The organism is Promicromonospora sp. CA-289599, assembly GCF_050936155.1.
Classification (GTDB): Bacteria; Actinomycetota; Actinomycetes; order Actinomycetales; family Cellulomonadaceae; genus Promicromonospora.
The window spans coordinates 3,522,672-3,535,853 of the sequence record NZ_JBNJNI010000001.1 but is presented as its reverse complement, the minus strand read 5'-3'; the positions used below and the strand labels follow the sequence as shown (position 1 = coordinate 3,535,853).

The window sequence follows — 13,182 nt, the reverse complement described above, 5'->3', positions numbered from 1 at the left end:
GGCGCGAACGAGAACGGGGTTGTGTACCGCCTGATGGCTCAGCGGTACACAACCCCGTTCTCGATGCGCGTGAGCGCTACTCCCACTCGATGGTGCCCGGGGGCTTGCTCGTCACGTCCAGGACCACGCGGTTGACCTCGCGGACCTCGTTGGTGATGCGCGTCGAGATGGTCGACAGCACGTCGTACGGCAGGCGGGTCCAGTCCGCCGTCATCGCGTCCTCGGACGAGACCGGGCGCAGCACGATCGGGTGACCGTAGGTGCGGCCGTCGCCCTGGACGCCCACCGAGCGGACGTCGGCGAGCAGCACGACCGGGCACTGCCAGATCTCGTTGTCCAGGCCGGCCTTCGTCAGCTCCTCGCGGGCGATCGCGTCGGCACGGCGCAGGATCTCCAGGCGCTCGGCGGTGATCTCGCCGACGATGCGGATGCCCAGCCCGGGACCGGGGAACGGCTGGCGCGAGACGATCTCCTCGGGCACGCCGAGCTCGCGGCCCACCGCGCGGACCTCGTCCTTGAACAGGGTGCGCAGCGGCTCGACGAGGTCGAAGTCCAGGTCGTCGGGCAGGCCGCCCACGTTGTGGTGGCTCTTGATGTTGGCGGCGCCCTCACCGCCACCCGACTCCACGACGTCCGGGTACAGGGTGCCCTGCACCAGGAACTTCACATCCTCGCCGTGCTCGCCGGCCTCGGCGACGATGTCCCGCTGCGCGTCCTCGAAGACGCGGATGAACTCGCGGCCGATGATCTTGCGCTTGGTCTCCGGGTCGCTGACGCCCGCGAGCGCCGTCAGGAAGCGCTCCTTCTCGTCGCGGACGATGAGGCGGACGCCGGTCGAGGCGACGAAGTCGTCCTCGATCTGCTCGACCTCGCCGGCCCGCATGAGGCCGTGGTCCACGTGCACGCAGGTCAGCTGGTCTCCGACGGCCCGCTGCACGAGCGCGGCGGCGACGGCGGAGTCGACACCGCCGGACAGCGCGCAGATGACGCGGGCGTCGCCGATCTGCGCCTTGATGGCGGCGACCTGGTCGGCGATGACGTTGCCGGGTGTCCAGTCGGGCTTCAGCCCGGCGCCCTCGTAGAGGAAGTGCTCCAGGACCGTCTGGCCGTGCGCGGAGTGCTTCACCTCGGGGTGCCACTGCACGCCGTAGAGACGGCGGCGCGTGTCCTCGAACGCGGCGACGGGCGCGCCGACCGACGTCGCGAGCACCTCGAACCCGACGGGGGCCTTGTGCACGGCGTCGCCGTGGCTCATCCACGCGGTCTGGTGCTCGGGGGTGCCGGCGAGCAGCACGCCGGAGGAGCACACCTCGACCTCGGTACCGCCGAACTCGCTCAGGCCGGTCTGGGCGACCTCGCCGCCGAGCGCCTGCGCCATGGCCTGGAACCCGTAGCAGATGCCCATGACCGGGACGCCGGCCTCGAACAGCTTGGGGTCGACGAACGGGGCGCCTGCCGCGTACACGGACGAGGGCCCGCCGGACAGGATGATGGCCGCCGGGTCCTTGGCGAGCATCTGCTCGACCGTGAACGTGTGGGGCACGATCTCCGAGTACACCTTCGCCTCGCGCACCCGGCGCGCGATCAGCTGGGCGTACTGCGCGCCGAAGTCGACGACGATGACCGGGCGGGGGGTCTGTGGCTGGCTGTCAGGGGCGGTGGACGACACCCGGCAAGTCTAGATGCCGGACGGCGGGCGGGCGCTCCACGTCCGTGTAACGTCCCGCACCCCGCCGTCGGCCCGACGACGGTCCCTCGCGCGCGGCGCTCACCACTCCGCGAACGAGCCGTCGGCGTGCCGCCAGACGGGGTTGCGCCAGCGGTGGCCCTCCACCGCGCGCTCGCGCACGTAGTCCTCGTCCACCTCGATCCCGAGGCCCGGGCCCTGCGGGATCGCCACGGAGCCTGCCTCGTACGCGAAGACCGCCGGGTCGACCAGGTAGTCCAGCAGGTCGTTCGAGGTGTTGTAGTGGATGCCGAGGCTCTGCTCCTGGATCACCGCGTTGTAGGCGACGGCGTCGAGCTGGAGGCAGGCCGCGAGCGCGATCGGGCCGAGCGGGCAGTGCGGGGCGACGGCGATGTCGTACGCCTCGGCCATGGCCGCGATCTTGCGGACCTCGGTGATGCCACCGGCGTGCGAGAGGTCCGGCTGGATGATGTCGACCACCCCAGAGGTGATGACGTCCTTGAAGTCCCACCGGGAGTACAGCCGCTCACCGAGCGCGATCGGCGTGGCCGAGTTGCGCAGCACGTCGGCGATCCCGTCAACGTGCTCCGTGAGCACCGGTTCCTCGACGAACATCAGGTGATAGGGCGCCAGCGCGTCGAGCAGCACGCGGGCCATGGGGCGGTGCACCCGGCCGTGGAAGTCGACGCCGATGCCGATGTCCGGGCCGACGGCCTCCCGCACCGCCGCGACGTTGGCGACCACCTTCTCCACCTTGTCGCGTGAGTCGAGGTACTGCAGCTCCTCGGGGCCGTTCATCTTGATCGCCGAGAAGCCGCGCTCGACGGCGGCCTTGGCCTGGGCCGCCGTCTCGGCGGGCCGGTCGCCGCCGATCCAGGAGTAGACCTTGATGCGGTCACGGAGCCGGCCACCGAGCAGGTCGTGCACCGGGACGCCGAGCGCCTTGCCCTTGATGTCCCAGAGTGCCTGGTCGATCCCGGCCAGCGCACTCATGTGGATGCCGCCGCCTCGATAGAACCCGGAGCGGTACAGGACCGTCCAGTGCTCCTCGATCCGTCGGGGGTCCTGGCCGATCAGGTAGTCGGACAGCTCCTCGACGGCGGCCGCGACGCTCGCTGCACGCCCCTCCAGCACCGGTTCGCCCCAGCCCACCACGCCTTCGTCGGTCTCGATCTTGAGGAAGAGCCAGCGGGGCGGGACGGCATAGGTCGTCATCGACGTGATCTTCACGGCAGGCCTCTCAGTTGTCGTTCCAGATCCGGACGAGCTCGGCGGCCCGCGTGCCGACGACGTCCGGCGGATCGCCCGGGCGGTAGAGGGACGTGCCGATGCCCGCGCCCGCAGCGCCCGCGTGCGCCCAGTCCGCGAGGTTCCCGGCATCGACGCCGCCGACGGGCACGAGCGCGGTGCCTGCCGGCAGGACGCTCGCCCAGGCGCGCATGCCGTCGATGCCGACCGCCGAGCTGGGGAAGAGCTTGATGGCACGCGCCCCCGCATCGAGCGCGGCGAACGCCTCGGTAGGCGTCGCCGCCCCGGGGTAGCTCTCGAGGCCCAACCGGACGGTCTCCGCGACGACGTCGGGCCGGGTGTTCGGCGAGACGATGAGGGAGGCACCGGCGTCGGCCGCCCGGCGGACGTCGTCCGGGGTGAGCACGGTCCCGGCCCCGACCCGGCGGTCTGCCGGGCCCGCGGCCCGGATCCGGCGGATCGACTCGAGCGGGTCCGGGGAGTTGTACGGCACCTCGACGGCGGCGAACCCCGCGGCGAAGATCGCCTCGGCCACGGCGACGGCCTCGTCGGGTGTCACCCCGCGCAGGATGGCCACGAGGCCTGTGGGGCGGGAGATCATGCGGGCTGGTCCTTCCTTGTCGGGTCGCCTGGCGGGGTGCTCGCCGAGGTGGCCGACTTCCCCGGTAGCCGTACGGCAAGGCCCGCATCGAGGGCGATGCCCCACAGTCCGCGGGCCGCGGCGCCCTCCCCGACGGTGCGGACGGTGGCACCACCGCGCTCCAGCGCGAAGCGGTAGCGGTGCTCGGTCGCCGGTGGCCCGCAGAGCGCGACGACGCCGGCCGGGGTGCCGCGCAGCATGTGCCGCACCTCGGAGCCGACCAGCAGGCCGGAGACGTAGTCGGCGATCTCGGCGGGGTCGAGCCGGCCGGCGAGGGCGAGCGGCCGCGCCGTGAAGAGCAGGGCGGCCAGACCGCGCTCCTCGCCGCGGGCGTCCTCGGCATCGAGCCCGCGGGTGAACGCCTCGGTGACCGAGGTACCCGGGTCTCCCGTCGCGAGCCGCGCGAGGATGCTGTCCCGCATCAGCAGGCCGTAGAGCTCACCGGTCATCGCGGTGGTGAAGCCCGTGACGCGGGTGCCGTCGAGGCGCACCCACTTGGAGTGCGTGCCGGGAAGGACGACCGTCGCCGGGCCCTCCGCGACCTCGGCCAGCGCTCCGACGAGCTGTACCTCCTCGCCCCGCAGGACGTCCGGGTCGGGGTGGTCGACCCGCAGGCCGGGGACCAGGTGGACCACCGACTCCCCGGCGGGCACCACCGTCAGGTGCTCCGCCAGCTCGCCGAGCTCCGCCGGGACGTCGAGGTAGCCCGCCTCGGCCCAGCCGTGGTTGGACCCCGCCATCCCCGCGCACAGCACGGGCACCCCGGGGTGCCCGTCGAGCCAGGACCGGCACAGCCGCTGGAACGTGTCCTCGAACGCGAGGGCCCGCGCCCGGGCCGAGGCGGATCGCCCGGAGATCGTGAGGGCGCCGTCGGCCGTCCGGACGCTGTCCAGCACCGAACCCGTGCCGTCAAGGAGCCAGGCGCGGAACGTGGTGGTGCCCCAGTCGAGTGCGACCAGCGCGGCGTCGCACCTCGGTCCGTCGTCAGCCATGTTCTGGACGGTAGGAGGAACGTCCCGACTATGCGAACCACGTCCCTATTATCGGGATAGCGTGAACTGGTGACCGGCCTATCAGACGCGCCCCCGGGCACCCAGACGCTCGCCCGAGGCATCGCCGTCGTCAACGCGGTGGCCCGCGGCAGATCCCGGCTGCGCGAGATCGCGGAGGAGACCGGAGTCGGCCGCAGCACCACACATCGCCTGCTGCAGCTGCTCCTCGCGACGGGATACCTCCGCCAGCTCGACGACGGCGCGTACGCGCTCGGCCCCGCCCTGATCGAGCTCGGCTACCAGGCGCTGCAGGAGAACCCGGTGACCTCCATCGCGGCGCCCGTGCTGCGCACACTGGCCGAGCGGGTCCACGACACCGTCCACCTCGCGATCGAGGACCGGGGACAGGTGCTCTACCTGGACAAGATCCCCGGCACCCGCGGGGCGGTCATGCGCTCGCAGATCGGGCACCGCATGCCGTTGACCCGGACCGGCATCGGCAAGGCGCTGCTCCTGGACGGCCCCGAGCGCTGGAGCGACCGGTTCCTCGCGGAGCGGCCGGTCACTGCCGGGCAGGGCCTCGCGCAGGACGTCCTGACGGTCGACGCGTTCGTGCAGGTCATGCACGCCTCGGCCGGCCGCGGGGTGGCGTTCGACCTGGAGGAGAACGAACCAGGCATCCTCTGCGTCGCGGCGCCGGTGCGGGACACGTCCGGCTCGATCGTCGCGGCCATCAGCGTCACGGCGACCCGCCCCTACATGCCGCCGGAACGCCTCGAGACGCTCGCGCCCATCGTGCACGACGCCGCGGCCCGGATCTCGGCGGGCCTCGGCTGGCGGGGCTGAGAACTCCCGCGCCGGGTGCCGCACGGCGCGGCGCCGGGCGGCGGCACGGACGGGTCAGTCCGCAGGTCGGTCGTAGCCGACCTCGACCCGTCGGTTCTTGGCCCGGCCCGCAGGGTTGTCCTTCCCCTCGATCTCGTTCTCCGCGATCGGCTGCTGCTCGCCGTGGCCCTTCACCGTCAGCCGCAGGTCCGGCCGGGCCTCCCGGAGAATGCCCGCGACGGCGTCAGCCCGCCGCTGGGAGAGCCTGTCGTTGGACGCGTCGTCGCCGATCGAGTCGGTGTGCCCGTCGACGGTGACCTTCGCGCCCTCGGGGATGTCGTCGAGCAGGTCGCGCACGGCGGCAGCGGCGTTCTTCGTGACCTCGTGCTTGCCGAACTGGAAGAGCAGGTCGGAGGTCAGGCGCACCGTGGTCTCCTCGCCCTCCTCGATCACCGTCTCCAGCGGGGTGGTGGAGTCCTCGGGCCGCAGGTCGAACGTGGCGTCCGCAGCGACCAGGTCCCGCACGGCGTCGTCCGGCCGCAGGTCGAACGTGGCGTCGGCCCGCTGGGCGTCGCTGAGCGTCACCGAATCCAGCGCCTCCAGGGCGGCCTGCTGCTGCTCGGCGACCTCCGCCATGAGGGTCGGGTCCGGCGAGGGCGGTGCAGATCCGTCCGCACCGGCCACCAGGCCGGCCGCGAGCGCCACGACCAGCACTCGGGACGCGAGCGTCACGAGTCACCGTCCAGGTAGGTCACCTCGGCCTGGGTGAACCCCGCGAGGCCCTCGACCGGGATCACGTCCACGGTGGCCGGCTTGCCCTCCGGGGCGGGGAAGACCGCCCATCCCTCGACCGTGCCGTGGTTGGGGAACTTGGTGAAGACCTGGTCGCGCACCGAGGTGAGCATGGAGGACTTGCACTCGTTGGCTTCCGCCACACCGCCGCCCTGCCACGAGCCCTCCGTGCAGAACGGTCGGTAGGCCTTGAGGTTGGTGGCGTCGATCACGGTCGCCGCCGCGCCGAGGCCCAGGTCGTAGTAGGAGACGGCGGCGTCGGGCTCGGTCGCGTCGTCGTCGTCCCAGCGGGTGGCCCACCGGACCGTCATGGTCTGCTCGGACACCTCGACGGACCGCAGCACGAGCGTCACCGTGCCACCGGCCTCCGCGTCGCCGGGGGTGTCCGACGTCGTCTCGGCCATGGACCCGGTGACGGTGCGGGCCGACCCGATGGCTTCCGTCGCGTCGCTGCCCGCATCGCCACCTGCCGCGTCACCCGCTGCGGTGTCGTTCCCGGCCGTCTCGTCCCCCGGCTCACCGGTGCAGGCGCTCAGCGCGAGCATTCCCGCCACGACCAGTGCGACAACTCGACCCGACGTTCGCCTCATGCTGCTCCCTCTCGTGGATATCTGACCTCGTCGAGATCGACCGAGGCGAACGTGCCACAGCCCAGGCCCTCGCGCACACAAAAATCCTGGGTACCTCTACCCCTGGACATCCGGGGTCACTCGTGCTGCCAGCTCTGCCAGAGCTTCGCGTACTCGCCGCCCGCGGCGACCAGCTCGTCGTGCGGGCCGATCTCGGTGATGCGGCCGCCGTCGAGCACCGCCACCCGGTCCGCGTCGTGCGCGGTGTGGAGGCGGTGCGCGATGGCCACCACCGTGCGCCCGTCGAGCACCGCGTTGAGCGAGCGCTCGAGGTGCCGGGCCGCACGGGGGTCCAGCAGCGACGTCGCCTCGTCGAGCACGAGCGTGTGCGGGTCGAGCAGCACCAGCCGGGCGAGTGCGATCTGCTGCGCCTGGGCCGGGGTGAGCTTGTACCCGCCCGAGCCGACCTCCGTCGCGAGACCGTCGTCGAGCGACTCGACCCAGCCGTGCGCGTCGACCGCCCGCAGCGCGTCCATCAGCTCGTCGTCGCCGGCGTCGATCTTCGCGAGCCGCAGGTTCTCCGCCAGCGACCCCACGAACACGTGGTGTTCCTGGGTCACGAGCGCCACGTGCTTGCGCAGGTCCTCCAGGGGCAGGTCCACGAGCGGGACGCCGCCGACCTTCACCGTGCCGCCGGTGGGCGGGTGGATGCCGGCCAGCATGCGGCCGAGGGTCGACTTGCCCGAGCCCGAGGGCCCGACGATCGCCAGCCGCTCCCCCACCCGCAGGTCGAGGTCGATGCCGTGCAGCACGTCGGTGCCCGCCCGGTAGGCGTAACGGACGTCGACACCGCGCACCTCCTCGTCGGCCGGTACCGCGTCGCCCGCCGTGCGGTCGGCCGGCACCAGGCGGACGCCGATGATCCGCGACAGGGACGTCGCGGCCACCTGGATCTCGTCGAGCCAGAAGATGAGCTCCCAGATCGGCCCCTGCAGCTGGTAGGCGTACATGACGATCGTGGCGACCATGCCGATGGTCACCGTGCCCTCGGACGCGAGGAACCCGCCCCAGACGAGCACCGTGATGGGCGCGAGCATGAACGCGAAGTCCACCCCCGGGAACAGCACGGTCCGAAGGTTGAGGGTGCCGAGCTCCGCCTCGAACGCCTCGTGCAGGTCCTCGTCGCCACGCGTGGTCCGCCGGCGGCCGATCCTGAGCGCGTCGATGGTGCGTGCGCCCTCCACCGACTCGGTGACCGTTCCATCGAGCCGCGCGTACGCGGCGGACTCGCGCTGGTAGGCAGGCGTCGCCCGCTTGAGGTACCAGCGCGCCACCGTGACGAGCACCGGGACGCCCACGAACATGCCCAGCGCCACCAGCGGCGACACGATCATGCTCATCACCACCGTCAGCACGAGCGTGACCACGGCGATCACCAGGCGCGGTACGCCGAACCGCACGGCGTTCTGGATGCGGCCGACGTCGCGCGTCGTGCGGGCGATGAGGTCACCCGTGCCCGCCGTCTCGACGGTGGACAGCGGCAGCGCCGTGACGGTCTCGACGAACTCCTCGCGCATGTCGGCGAACACCGTCTCGCCGAACACCATGGCGCGCCGCTGCGCGAACCGGGTGATCAGCGCCTGCAGCACCACGGCGGCGGCCGCGACGAGCACCAGGTTGCGCGCCACCTCGACGGTGGTCCCGCCGATGACCGCGTCGACGAGCTTGCCCAGCATCAACGGGCCGACCAGCCCGGCCACCGCGGCCACCGTGTTCGCCACGGTGATGACGACCAGCGGCGCCCGGTGCCGCGCGAGCAGCCCGCGGGTGTAGCGCCAGGTCTCTGCGGCGTCCGCGATCGGCAGGATCTTTCCGGTGCTCATGCCGTGCCTCCTTCCTGTGCGTTAGCGGTGTCCAGCAGCTCGTCGAGCTCTGCGTCCAGCTCGGCATCAAGGTCGTCGTCCAGCGATCGGCCCACGACCCGGCGGTAACGAGCCGCCTCACGCCCGCCCTCCGCACCGGTGGGCAGGTCCAGCAGCTCGCGATGCGTCCCGTGCGTGACGACGTTCCCGTCCTCCAGGAAGATCACGTCGTCCACGTGGTCGAGCACCAGGGGGCTCGCCGTGACGATCAGGGTGGTCCTGCCACGACGCCACTCGGTGAGCCGCTGCGCGATGCGTGCCTCGGTGTGGGCATCGACCGCCGAGGTGGGCTCGATCAGCACCAGGATCTCGGGGTCGGTGAGCAGCGCCCGGGCCAGCGCGACCCGCTGCCGCTGGCCGCCGGACAGCGAGCGACCCTTCTCCGGGATCTCGCCCTCGATACCGTCGGGCAGCGACTCCAGCACGTCGTGCGCGTCGGCGATGTACATGGCGCGCAGCAGGGCCTCGGCGGTCGCCGAGTCCCGCACGTCGAGCTCGCCCGCGAGCCGGCCGGAGAACAGCGCCGGCGTCGCGTCCGCGACGACTATGCGTTCCCGCAGCTCGTCCTTGTCGAGCTCGGCCAGCCGGACGCCACCGAGCGTGACCGGGGTGCCGGCCTCGCCCTCGTCGTCGAACCGGCCCATCCGGATCGCCACGTCCGCCGACTCGTCGGGGTCCGCGCTCACGAGGGCGACCACCCGACCGGGCGGGAGCGTGACGCCGGACGTCTCGTCGACCAGCGGGACGTCGGCCGGCGGCATCTGAGCGGTCGAGACGTCCGCGCCCGTGGCCGGGACGACCTGCAGCACCTTGATCACCTTGCCCGCCGCGACGTGCGCCTTGGTCACCACGTTCACCGACTGCACGAGCAGGTGGACGGGCCACGACAGGAAGGACGCGTACCCGTAGAACGCGACGAGCTGGCCCGTGGTGATCCGGCCGGCGATGGCCTCGACCGCGCCGAGGTACACGACGAGCGCGATGAAGAGCCCGGGCAGCAGGATCTGCAGGGCGTCGAGCACCGACTGGGTGCCTGCAACGTCGACGCCGGTCTGGCGCACCTTCTGCGACTGGGCGCGGTACCGGCCCGTGAAGACCTTCTCACCGCCGATGCCGCGCAGGACCCGCAGGCCGGAGACGGTGTCCGCGCCGAGCGTGGTGAGCCGGCCCTGGGCGTCGCGCTGCTGCTTCTGGCGCTTCTGCAGCGGCTTGACCAGCAGGGCGAGGATCGCTGCGACCACCGGCAGACCGAGCGCGATCACGAGGCCGAGGGTGAGCGACTGGTTGAGCATCAGCACCACGACGATGCCGTAGGTGGCGATGCTGCCGATCGTCTGCGCGGCGATGCCGAAGATCTCCCCGATGCGCATCGTGTCGTTGGCGACCGACGACACCACCTCACCGGTGGGCAGCTCCTTGGTGATGTTGTGCCCGGACCGCGACACGGTGCGCGTCACCAGCTGGGAGGTGCGGAACGCCGCCTGCATCCACGCCGCGATGTCCCACCGGTGCCCGATCGCGTTGGCCGCGATCCATACCAGGCCGACGCCGAGCATCAGACCGGCCCAGCTCCACGTGGTCCGGTCGAGCCCGGACGCGGAGGCGCTGTCGATGATCCGCCCCAGGAAGAACGGCTGGAAGGCGCTGCAGGTGAAGCCCACGACGCCGAACAGCATCGCGCCGAGCAGCACCCGGACCTGCTTCCGGGCAAGCCACAGGAGCAGGGTGAGTGGTCCGCGCAACGGCGGGGTGCCGGGATCGGCGAAGGGGAGGGAGCGCACGACCAACACCGTACGGAGGACCACTGACATCGATCCACGCTTTATCCGGACAGCAGAGCAGGCGGCAGAGCCGACGGCAGGGAGCACCCCCGGAAGAGGCATATCCTCGATGATTGTGAGTACCCCTCAGACCACTCCCGACATCTCCGCCGAGGCCGCGATCGTCGCGATCCGCAAGGCCCGCAGCGCCATGGCCCGCTACCGCTTCATGGCGCTCGTCACCGGTGTCATGCTGCTGATCCTCTGCGTCGAGCTGGGCATCAAGTACGGCCTGGGTGCGGTGACCGACGTCGAGGGCGTCATGCCGTTCATCGCGTGGGTGCCGTTCGCGCACGGCTGGATCTACGTCGTGTACCTGGTCACCGTCGCGGACCTCTGGTCGAAGATGCGCTGGGGCTTCGGCCGCCTGGTCACGATGGTGATCGCCGGCGTCGTCCCGGTGATGTCGTTCGTGCTCGAGAAGAAGATCCACTCCGAGGCCGAGGCGAAGCTCGTCGCGCTGGAGAAGCGCTACCTGGCCTGAGTCGGACGCCCGAACGGGACACAACCGGCGCCTGGTTCAATGCGAACGTGAACGCCTACGACTTCGACGCCCTCACCGCCGACCGTCTACGCGACAACGGCAGCCTCAAGTGGACGGCCTTTCCCGGCAAGATCGGGGCCTGGGTCGCAGAGATGGACTTCCCGATCGCGCCGCCGATCGCCGCCGCGCTCCACGACGCCGTGGACCGCAGCATGTTCGGCTACCTCCCGCGGCACCTGGTGACGGGCATGGCCGAGGCGTACGCGTCGTTCGCCGCCGACCGGTACTCCTGGACGGTGGACCCGGCACGGGTGCGCCCGGTGTCCGACGTGCTGACCGCGCTGGTGCACGCCATCATGCACTTCTCGCGCCCCGGTTCGCCGGTCATCGTGCCCACCCCCTCGTACATGCCGTTCCAGACCCTGCCCGGCGAGCTGGGCCGCAAGCTCATCCAGGTCCCGATGCTGCGCGACGCCGACGGCCGGTACACGTACGACCTGGACGCGCTCGACGACGCGTTCCGCGCGGGCGGTCACCTGCTGGTGCTGTGCAACCCGCACAACCCGGTCGGCCGGGTCCTCGAGCCCGACGAGATGCTGGCCGTCGCCGAGGTCGTCGACCGCCACGGCGGACGCGTCTTCTCCGACGAGATCCATGCCCCGCTGGTCCACCCGGGCCGCAGGCACGTCCCGTACGCGTCCCTGAACGAGACGACGGCGGGCCACACCCTCACCGCGACCTCCGCCTCGAAGGCGTGGAACCTGCCGGGCCTCAAGTGCGCGCAGGTCGTCCTGTCCAACGACACGGACGTGAAGCTGTGGAACGGGTCGGGTGGCGAACGGGTCGAGGAGGGCGCGTCGACGCCGGGGATGCTGGCCAACCGGGCCGCCTACGCCGAGGGCCGGGAGTGGCTGGACGACCTCGTCGCCTACCTGCACGGCAACGTCACGCGGCTGGGTGAGCTGCTCGACGGGACCGGGATCGGCTACCGCGCGCCCGAGGGGACGTACCTGACCTGGCTGGACTGCCGGGGTCTGGAGCTCCCGGGCGGGCCTGCGGGCGCGGCCGCCCACTTCCGCGAGCAGGCGGGCGTCGTCCTGGTCGACGGAAGTAAGTGCGGCGATGCCGGCCGGGGTTTCGTGCGGCTGAACGCTGCGATGTCCCGCCCGCTCCTGGAGCAGGCGGTCGGCCAGATGCTGGAGAGCGTGGACCGCTGACGCGAGCGTCGGTCACGCGGACGGCAGTCCCGCGATGCCCGTGTCGGCATCGGTGGGCTCGCCGCCCCGGCGTCCGCCGGCCATCTCGTCCCGCACCAGCCGGATCCACAGGAGCACGGCGAACCCGCCGAACACCCACCACTGGAGCGCGTAGAACACGTTCTGCAGGTTGGCACCCGACCCGCCGTCGATGGTGGGTCGCGGCAGGGCCGCGACTCCCCCGCTCTCGGGTGAGCCCGGCCCTCCGTTCGCGACGAGGTAGCCCGTGTAGATCGGCCCACCCCACTCGTTGACGAGCGCGCTGAGGGCGATCTGCTCGGTCTGCCCGTCCACCACGGCGGCGCTGCCCGACGTCGACTCGCCCACCTGGAGCCATCCGGTCAGTGTCACCTCACCGTCGGGGAGGGCCAGCGCGGCGGCGTCGGCGGGCGCAGCCACCCAGCCCTGGACCACGGCGAGCACCGGCGCACCCGAGAGGTCGGCCCAGGAGGCGCCGCCCGTCCCGTCGTCCGTCACGCGGAAGGGGGTCAGGACGAGGTAGCCGGTGTGCCCCTCCAGGGCACGGCCGGGGACGAGCAGCGAGCCGGAGTCCTCGAACTCGCCGGCCACCCGGACCTCGCGTCCCACGAGCTCGCCGGGAAAGCTCTCCTGCGGCGCCAGCACGTCACCCAGCCACGACGGCCCGGCGGCCACGGCCTCCGCGGCCTGCTGCTGCGCGGCCAGCTCCGCCCGCTCGTACGCGCGGTCGAGCTGCCATGCGCCGAGCCTTCCGCACACGAGCGCCGCCAGCACGAACACGAGCAGCAGGCCGATCATGCGGGGCTGCCGGGCGACCTGGAAGAAGGTGCGGCGCTCGGGGTGCGCATCGGCGTCGGACGCCGTCTGCGTGAGTGTGCTGGGGGCACTGACAGGCATGACGTCAACGGTAGCCGCTCGCCAAGGTGTCAGACGCACGGGTCGCCCCTGTGTGCTCGACGGCTCAGATC

Annotated in this window: 12 protein-coding genes; 3 read left to right on the top strand and 9 right to left on the bottom strand. The window is 71.9% G+C overall.

Annotated elements, in window-relative coordinates; translation table 11 throughout:
* Window positions 1–76: 76 nt before the first annotated feature.
* The 4 genes from guaA to ACQEVI_RS15710 all read right to left on the bottom strand — a co-directional run bounded on the left by guaA (window position 77) and on the right by ACQEVI_RS15710 (window position 4,567).
* Window positions 77–1,669: a glutamine-hydrolyzing GMP synthase gene (gene guaA, locus ACQEVI_RS15725; RefSeq protein ID WP_432900438.1), complete on the bottom strand. Its 1,593-nt coding sequence runs from the start codon at window positions 1,667–1,669 to the stop codon at window positions 77–79.
* Window positions 1,670–1,768: 99 nt separating this feature from the next.
* Window positions 1,769–2,917, bottom strand: coding sequence for a galactonate dehydratase (dgoD, locus tag ACQEVI_RS15720; RefSeq protein ID WP_432900437.1), 1,149 nt, complete (start codon window positions 2,915–2,917; stop codon window positions 1,769–1,771).
* A 10-nt stretch (window positions 2,918–2,927) separates the two neighbouring features.
* The gene (locus ACQEVI_RS15715) at window positions 2,928–3,536 is read right to left on the bottom strand and encodes a 2-dehydro-3-deoxy-6-phosphogalactonate aldolase (RefSeq protein ID WP_432900435.1); all 609 of its coding nucleotides are present in this window, start codon (window positions 3,534–3,536) and stop codon (window positions 2,928–2,930) included.
* A complete protein-coding gene (locus ACQEVI_RS15710) occupies window positions 3,533–4,567 on the bottom strand; it encodes a 2-dehydro-3-deoxygalactonokinase (RefSeq protein WP_432900434.1) in 1,035 nt (344 codons plus the stop codon). Before ACQEVI_RS15710 ends, ACQEVI_RS15715 begins: the two co-directional genes overlap by 4 nt.
* Window positions 4,568–4,636: 69 nt before the next feature.
* Between ACQEVI_RS15710 and ACQEVI_RS15705 the strand changes: the two genes are divergently transcribed.
* Window positions 4,637–5,413 carry an IclR family transcriptional regulator gene (locus ACQEVI_RS15705; protein WP_432900432.1) on the top strand — a complete coding sequence of 259 codons (777 nt, stop codon included), beginning with the start codon at window positions 4,637–4,639 and terminating at the stop codon, window positions 5,411–5,413.
* A 54-nt stretch (window positions 5,414–5,467) separates the two neighbouring features.
* Here the strand turns inward: ACQEVI_RS15705 and ACQEVI_RS15700 are convergent, their stop codons facing one another.
* The 4 genes from ACQEVI_RS15700 to ACQEVI_RS15685 form a co-directional block, all read right to left on the bottom strand.
* Window positions 5,468–6,124, bottom strand: coding sequence for an OmpA family protein (locus ACQEVI_RS15700; protein ID WP_432900430.1), 657 nt, complete (start codon window positions 6,122–6,124; stop codon window positions 5,468–5,470).
* A complete protein-coding gene (locus ACQEVI_RS15695) occupies window positions 6,121–6,774 on the bottom strand; it encodes a hypothetical protein (protein WP_432900429.1) in 654 nt (217 codons plus the stop codon). The genes ACQEVI_RS15700 and ACQEVI_RS15695 overlap by 4 nt, the downstream gene beginning before the upstream one ends.
* Window positions 6,775–6,890: 116 nt before the next feature.
* Window positions 6,891–8,636, bottom strand: coding sequence for an ABC transporter ATP-binding protein (locus ACQEVI_RS15690; protein WP_432900427.1), 1,746 nt, complete (start codon window positions 8,634–8,636; stop codon window positions 6,891–6,893).
* Window positions 8,633–10,486, bottom strand: a complete 1,854-nt coding sequence (locus ACQEVI_RS15685; protein WP_432900425.1) for an ABC transporter ATP-binding protein — start codon at window positions 10,484–10,486, stop codon at window positions 8,633–8,635. The genes ACQEVI_RS15690 and ACQEVI_RS15685 overlap by 4 nt, the downstream gene beginning before the upstream one ends.
* 79 nt (window positions 10,487–10,565) lie before the next feature.
* On the opposite strand from ACQEVI_RS15685, the gene ACQEVI_RS15680 reads away from it, so the two are divergent.
* Both ACQEVI_RS15680 and ACQEVI_RS15675 read left to right on the top strand, forming a co-directional pair.
* Complete coding sequence (locus tag ACQEVI_RS15680; protein ID WP_432900423.1) at window positions 10,566–10,979, top strand: DUF3817 domain-containing protein; 414 nt, start codon at window positions 10,566–10,568, stop codon at window positions 10,977–10,979.
* Window positions 10,980–11,026: 47 nt separating this feature from the next.
* Window positions 11,027–12,196, top strand: a complete 1,170-nt coding sequence (locus ACQEVI_RS15675) for a MalY/PatB family protein (protein ID WP_432900421.1) — start codon at window positions 11,027–11,029, stop codon at window positions 12,194–12,196.
* A 12-nt stretch (window positions 12,197–12,208) separates the two neighbouring features.
* On the opposite strand, the gene ACQEVI_RS15670 is transcribed toward ACQEVI_RS15675, so the two are convergent.
* Window positions 12,209–13,111, bottom strand: coding sequence for an SURF1 family protein (locus ACQEVI_RS15670; RefSeq protein ID WP_432900419.1), 903 nt, complete (start codon window positions 13,109–13,111; stop codon window positions 12,209–12,211).
* Between the last annotated feature and the right edge of the window lie 71 nt (window positions 13,112–13,182).

Bases quoted from the DNA above. Each gene is read 5' to 3' on its own strand.
- ACQEVI_RS15715 (WP_432900435.1), bottom strand. From the start codon at position 3,536: ATGATCTCCCGCCCCACAGGCCTCGTGGCCATCCTGCGCGGGGTGACA.
- ACQEVI_RS15710 (WP_432900434.1), bottom strand. From the start codon at position 4,567: ATGGCTGACGACGGACCGAGGTGCGACGCCGCGCTGGTCGCACTCGAC.
- ACQEVI_RS15695 (WP_432900429.1), bottom strand. From the start codon at position 6,774: ATGAGGCGAACGTCGGGTCGAGTTGTCGCACTGGTCGTGGCGGGAATG.
- ACQEVI_RS15690 (WP_432900427.1), bottom strand. From the start codon at position 8,636: ATGAGCACCGGAAAGATCCTGCCGATCGCGGACGCCGCAGAGACCTGG.
- ACQEVI_RS15685 (WP_432900425.1), bottom strand. From the start codon at position 10,486: ATGTCAGTGGTCCTCCGTACGGTGTTGGTCGTGCGCTCCCTCCCCTTC.
- ACQEVI_RS15680 (WP_432900423.1), top strand. From the start codon at position 10,566: ATGATTGTGAGTACCCCTCAGACCACTCCCGACATCTCCGCCGAGGCC.
- ACQEVI_RS15670 (WP_432900419.1), bottom strand. From the start codon at position 13,111: ATGCCTGTCAGTGCCCCCAGCACACTCACGCAGACGGCGTCCGACGCC.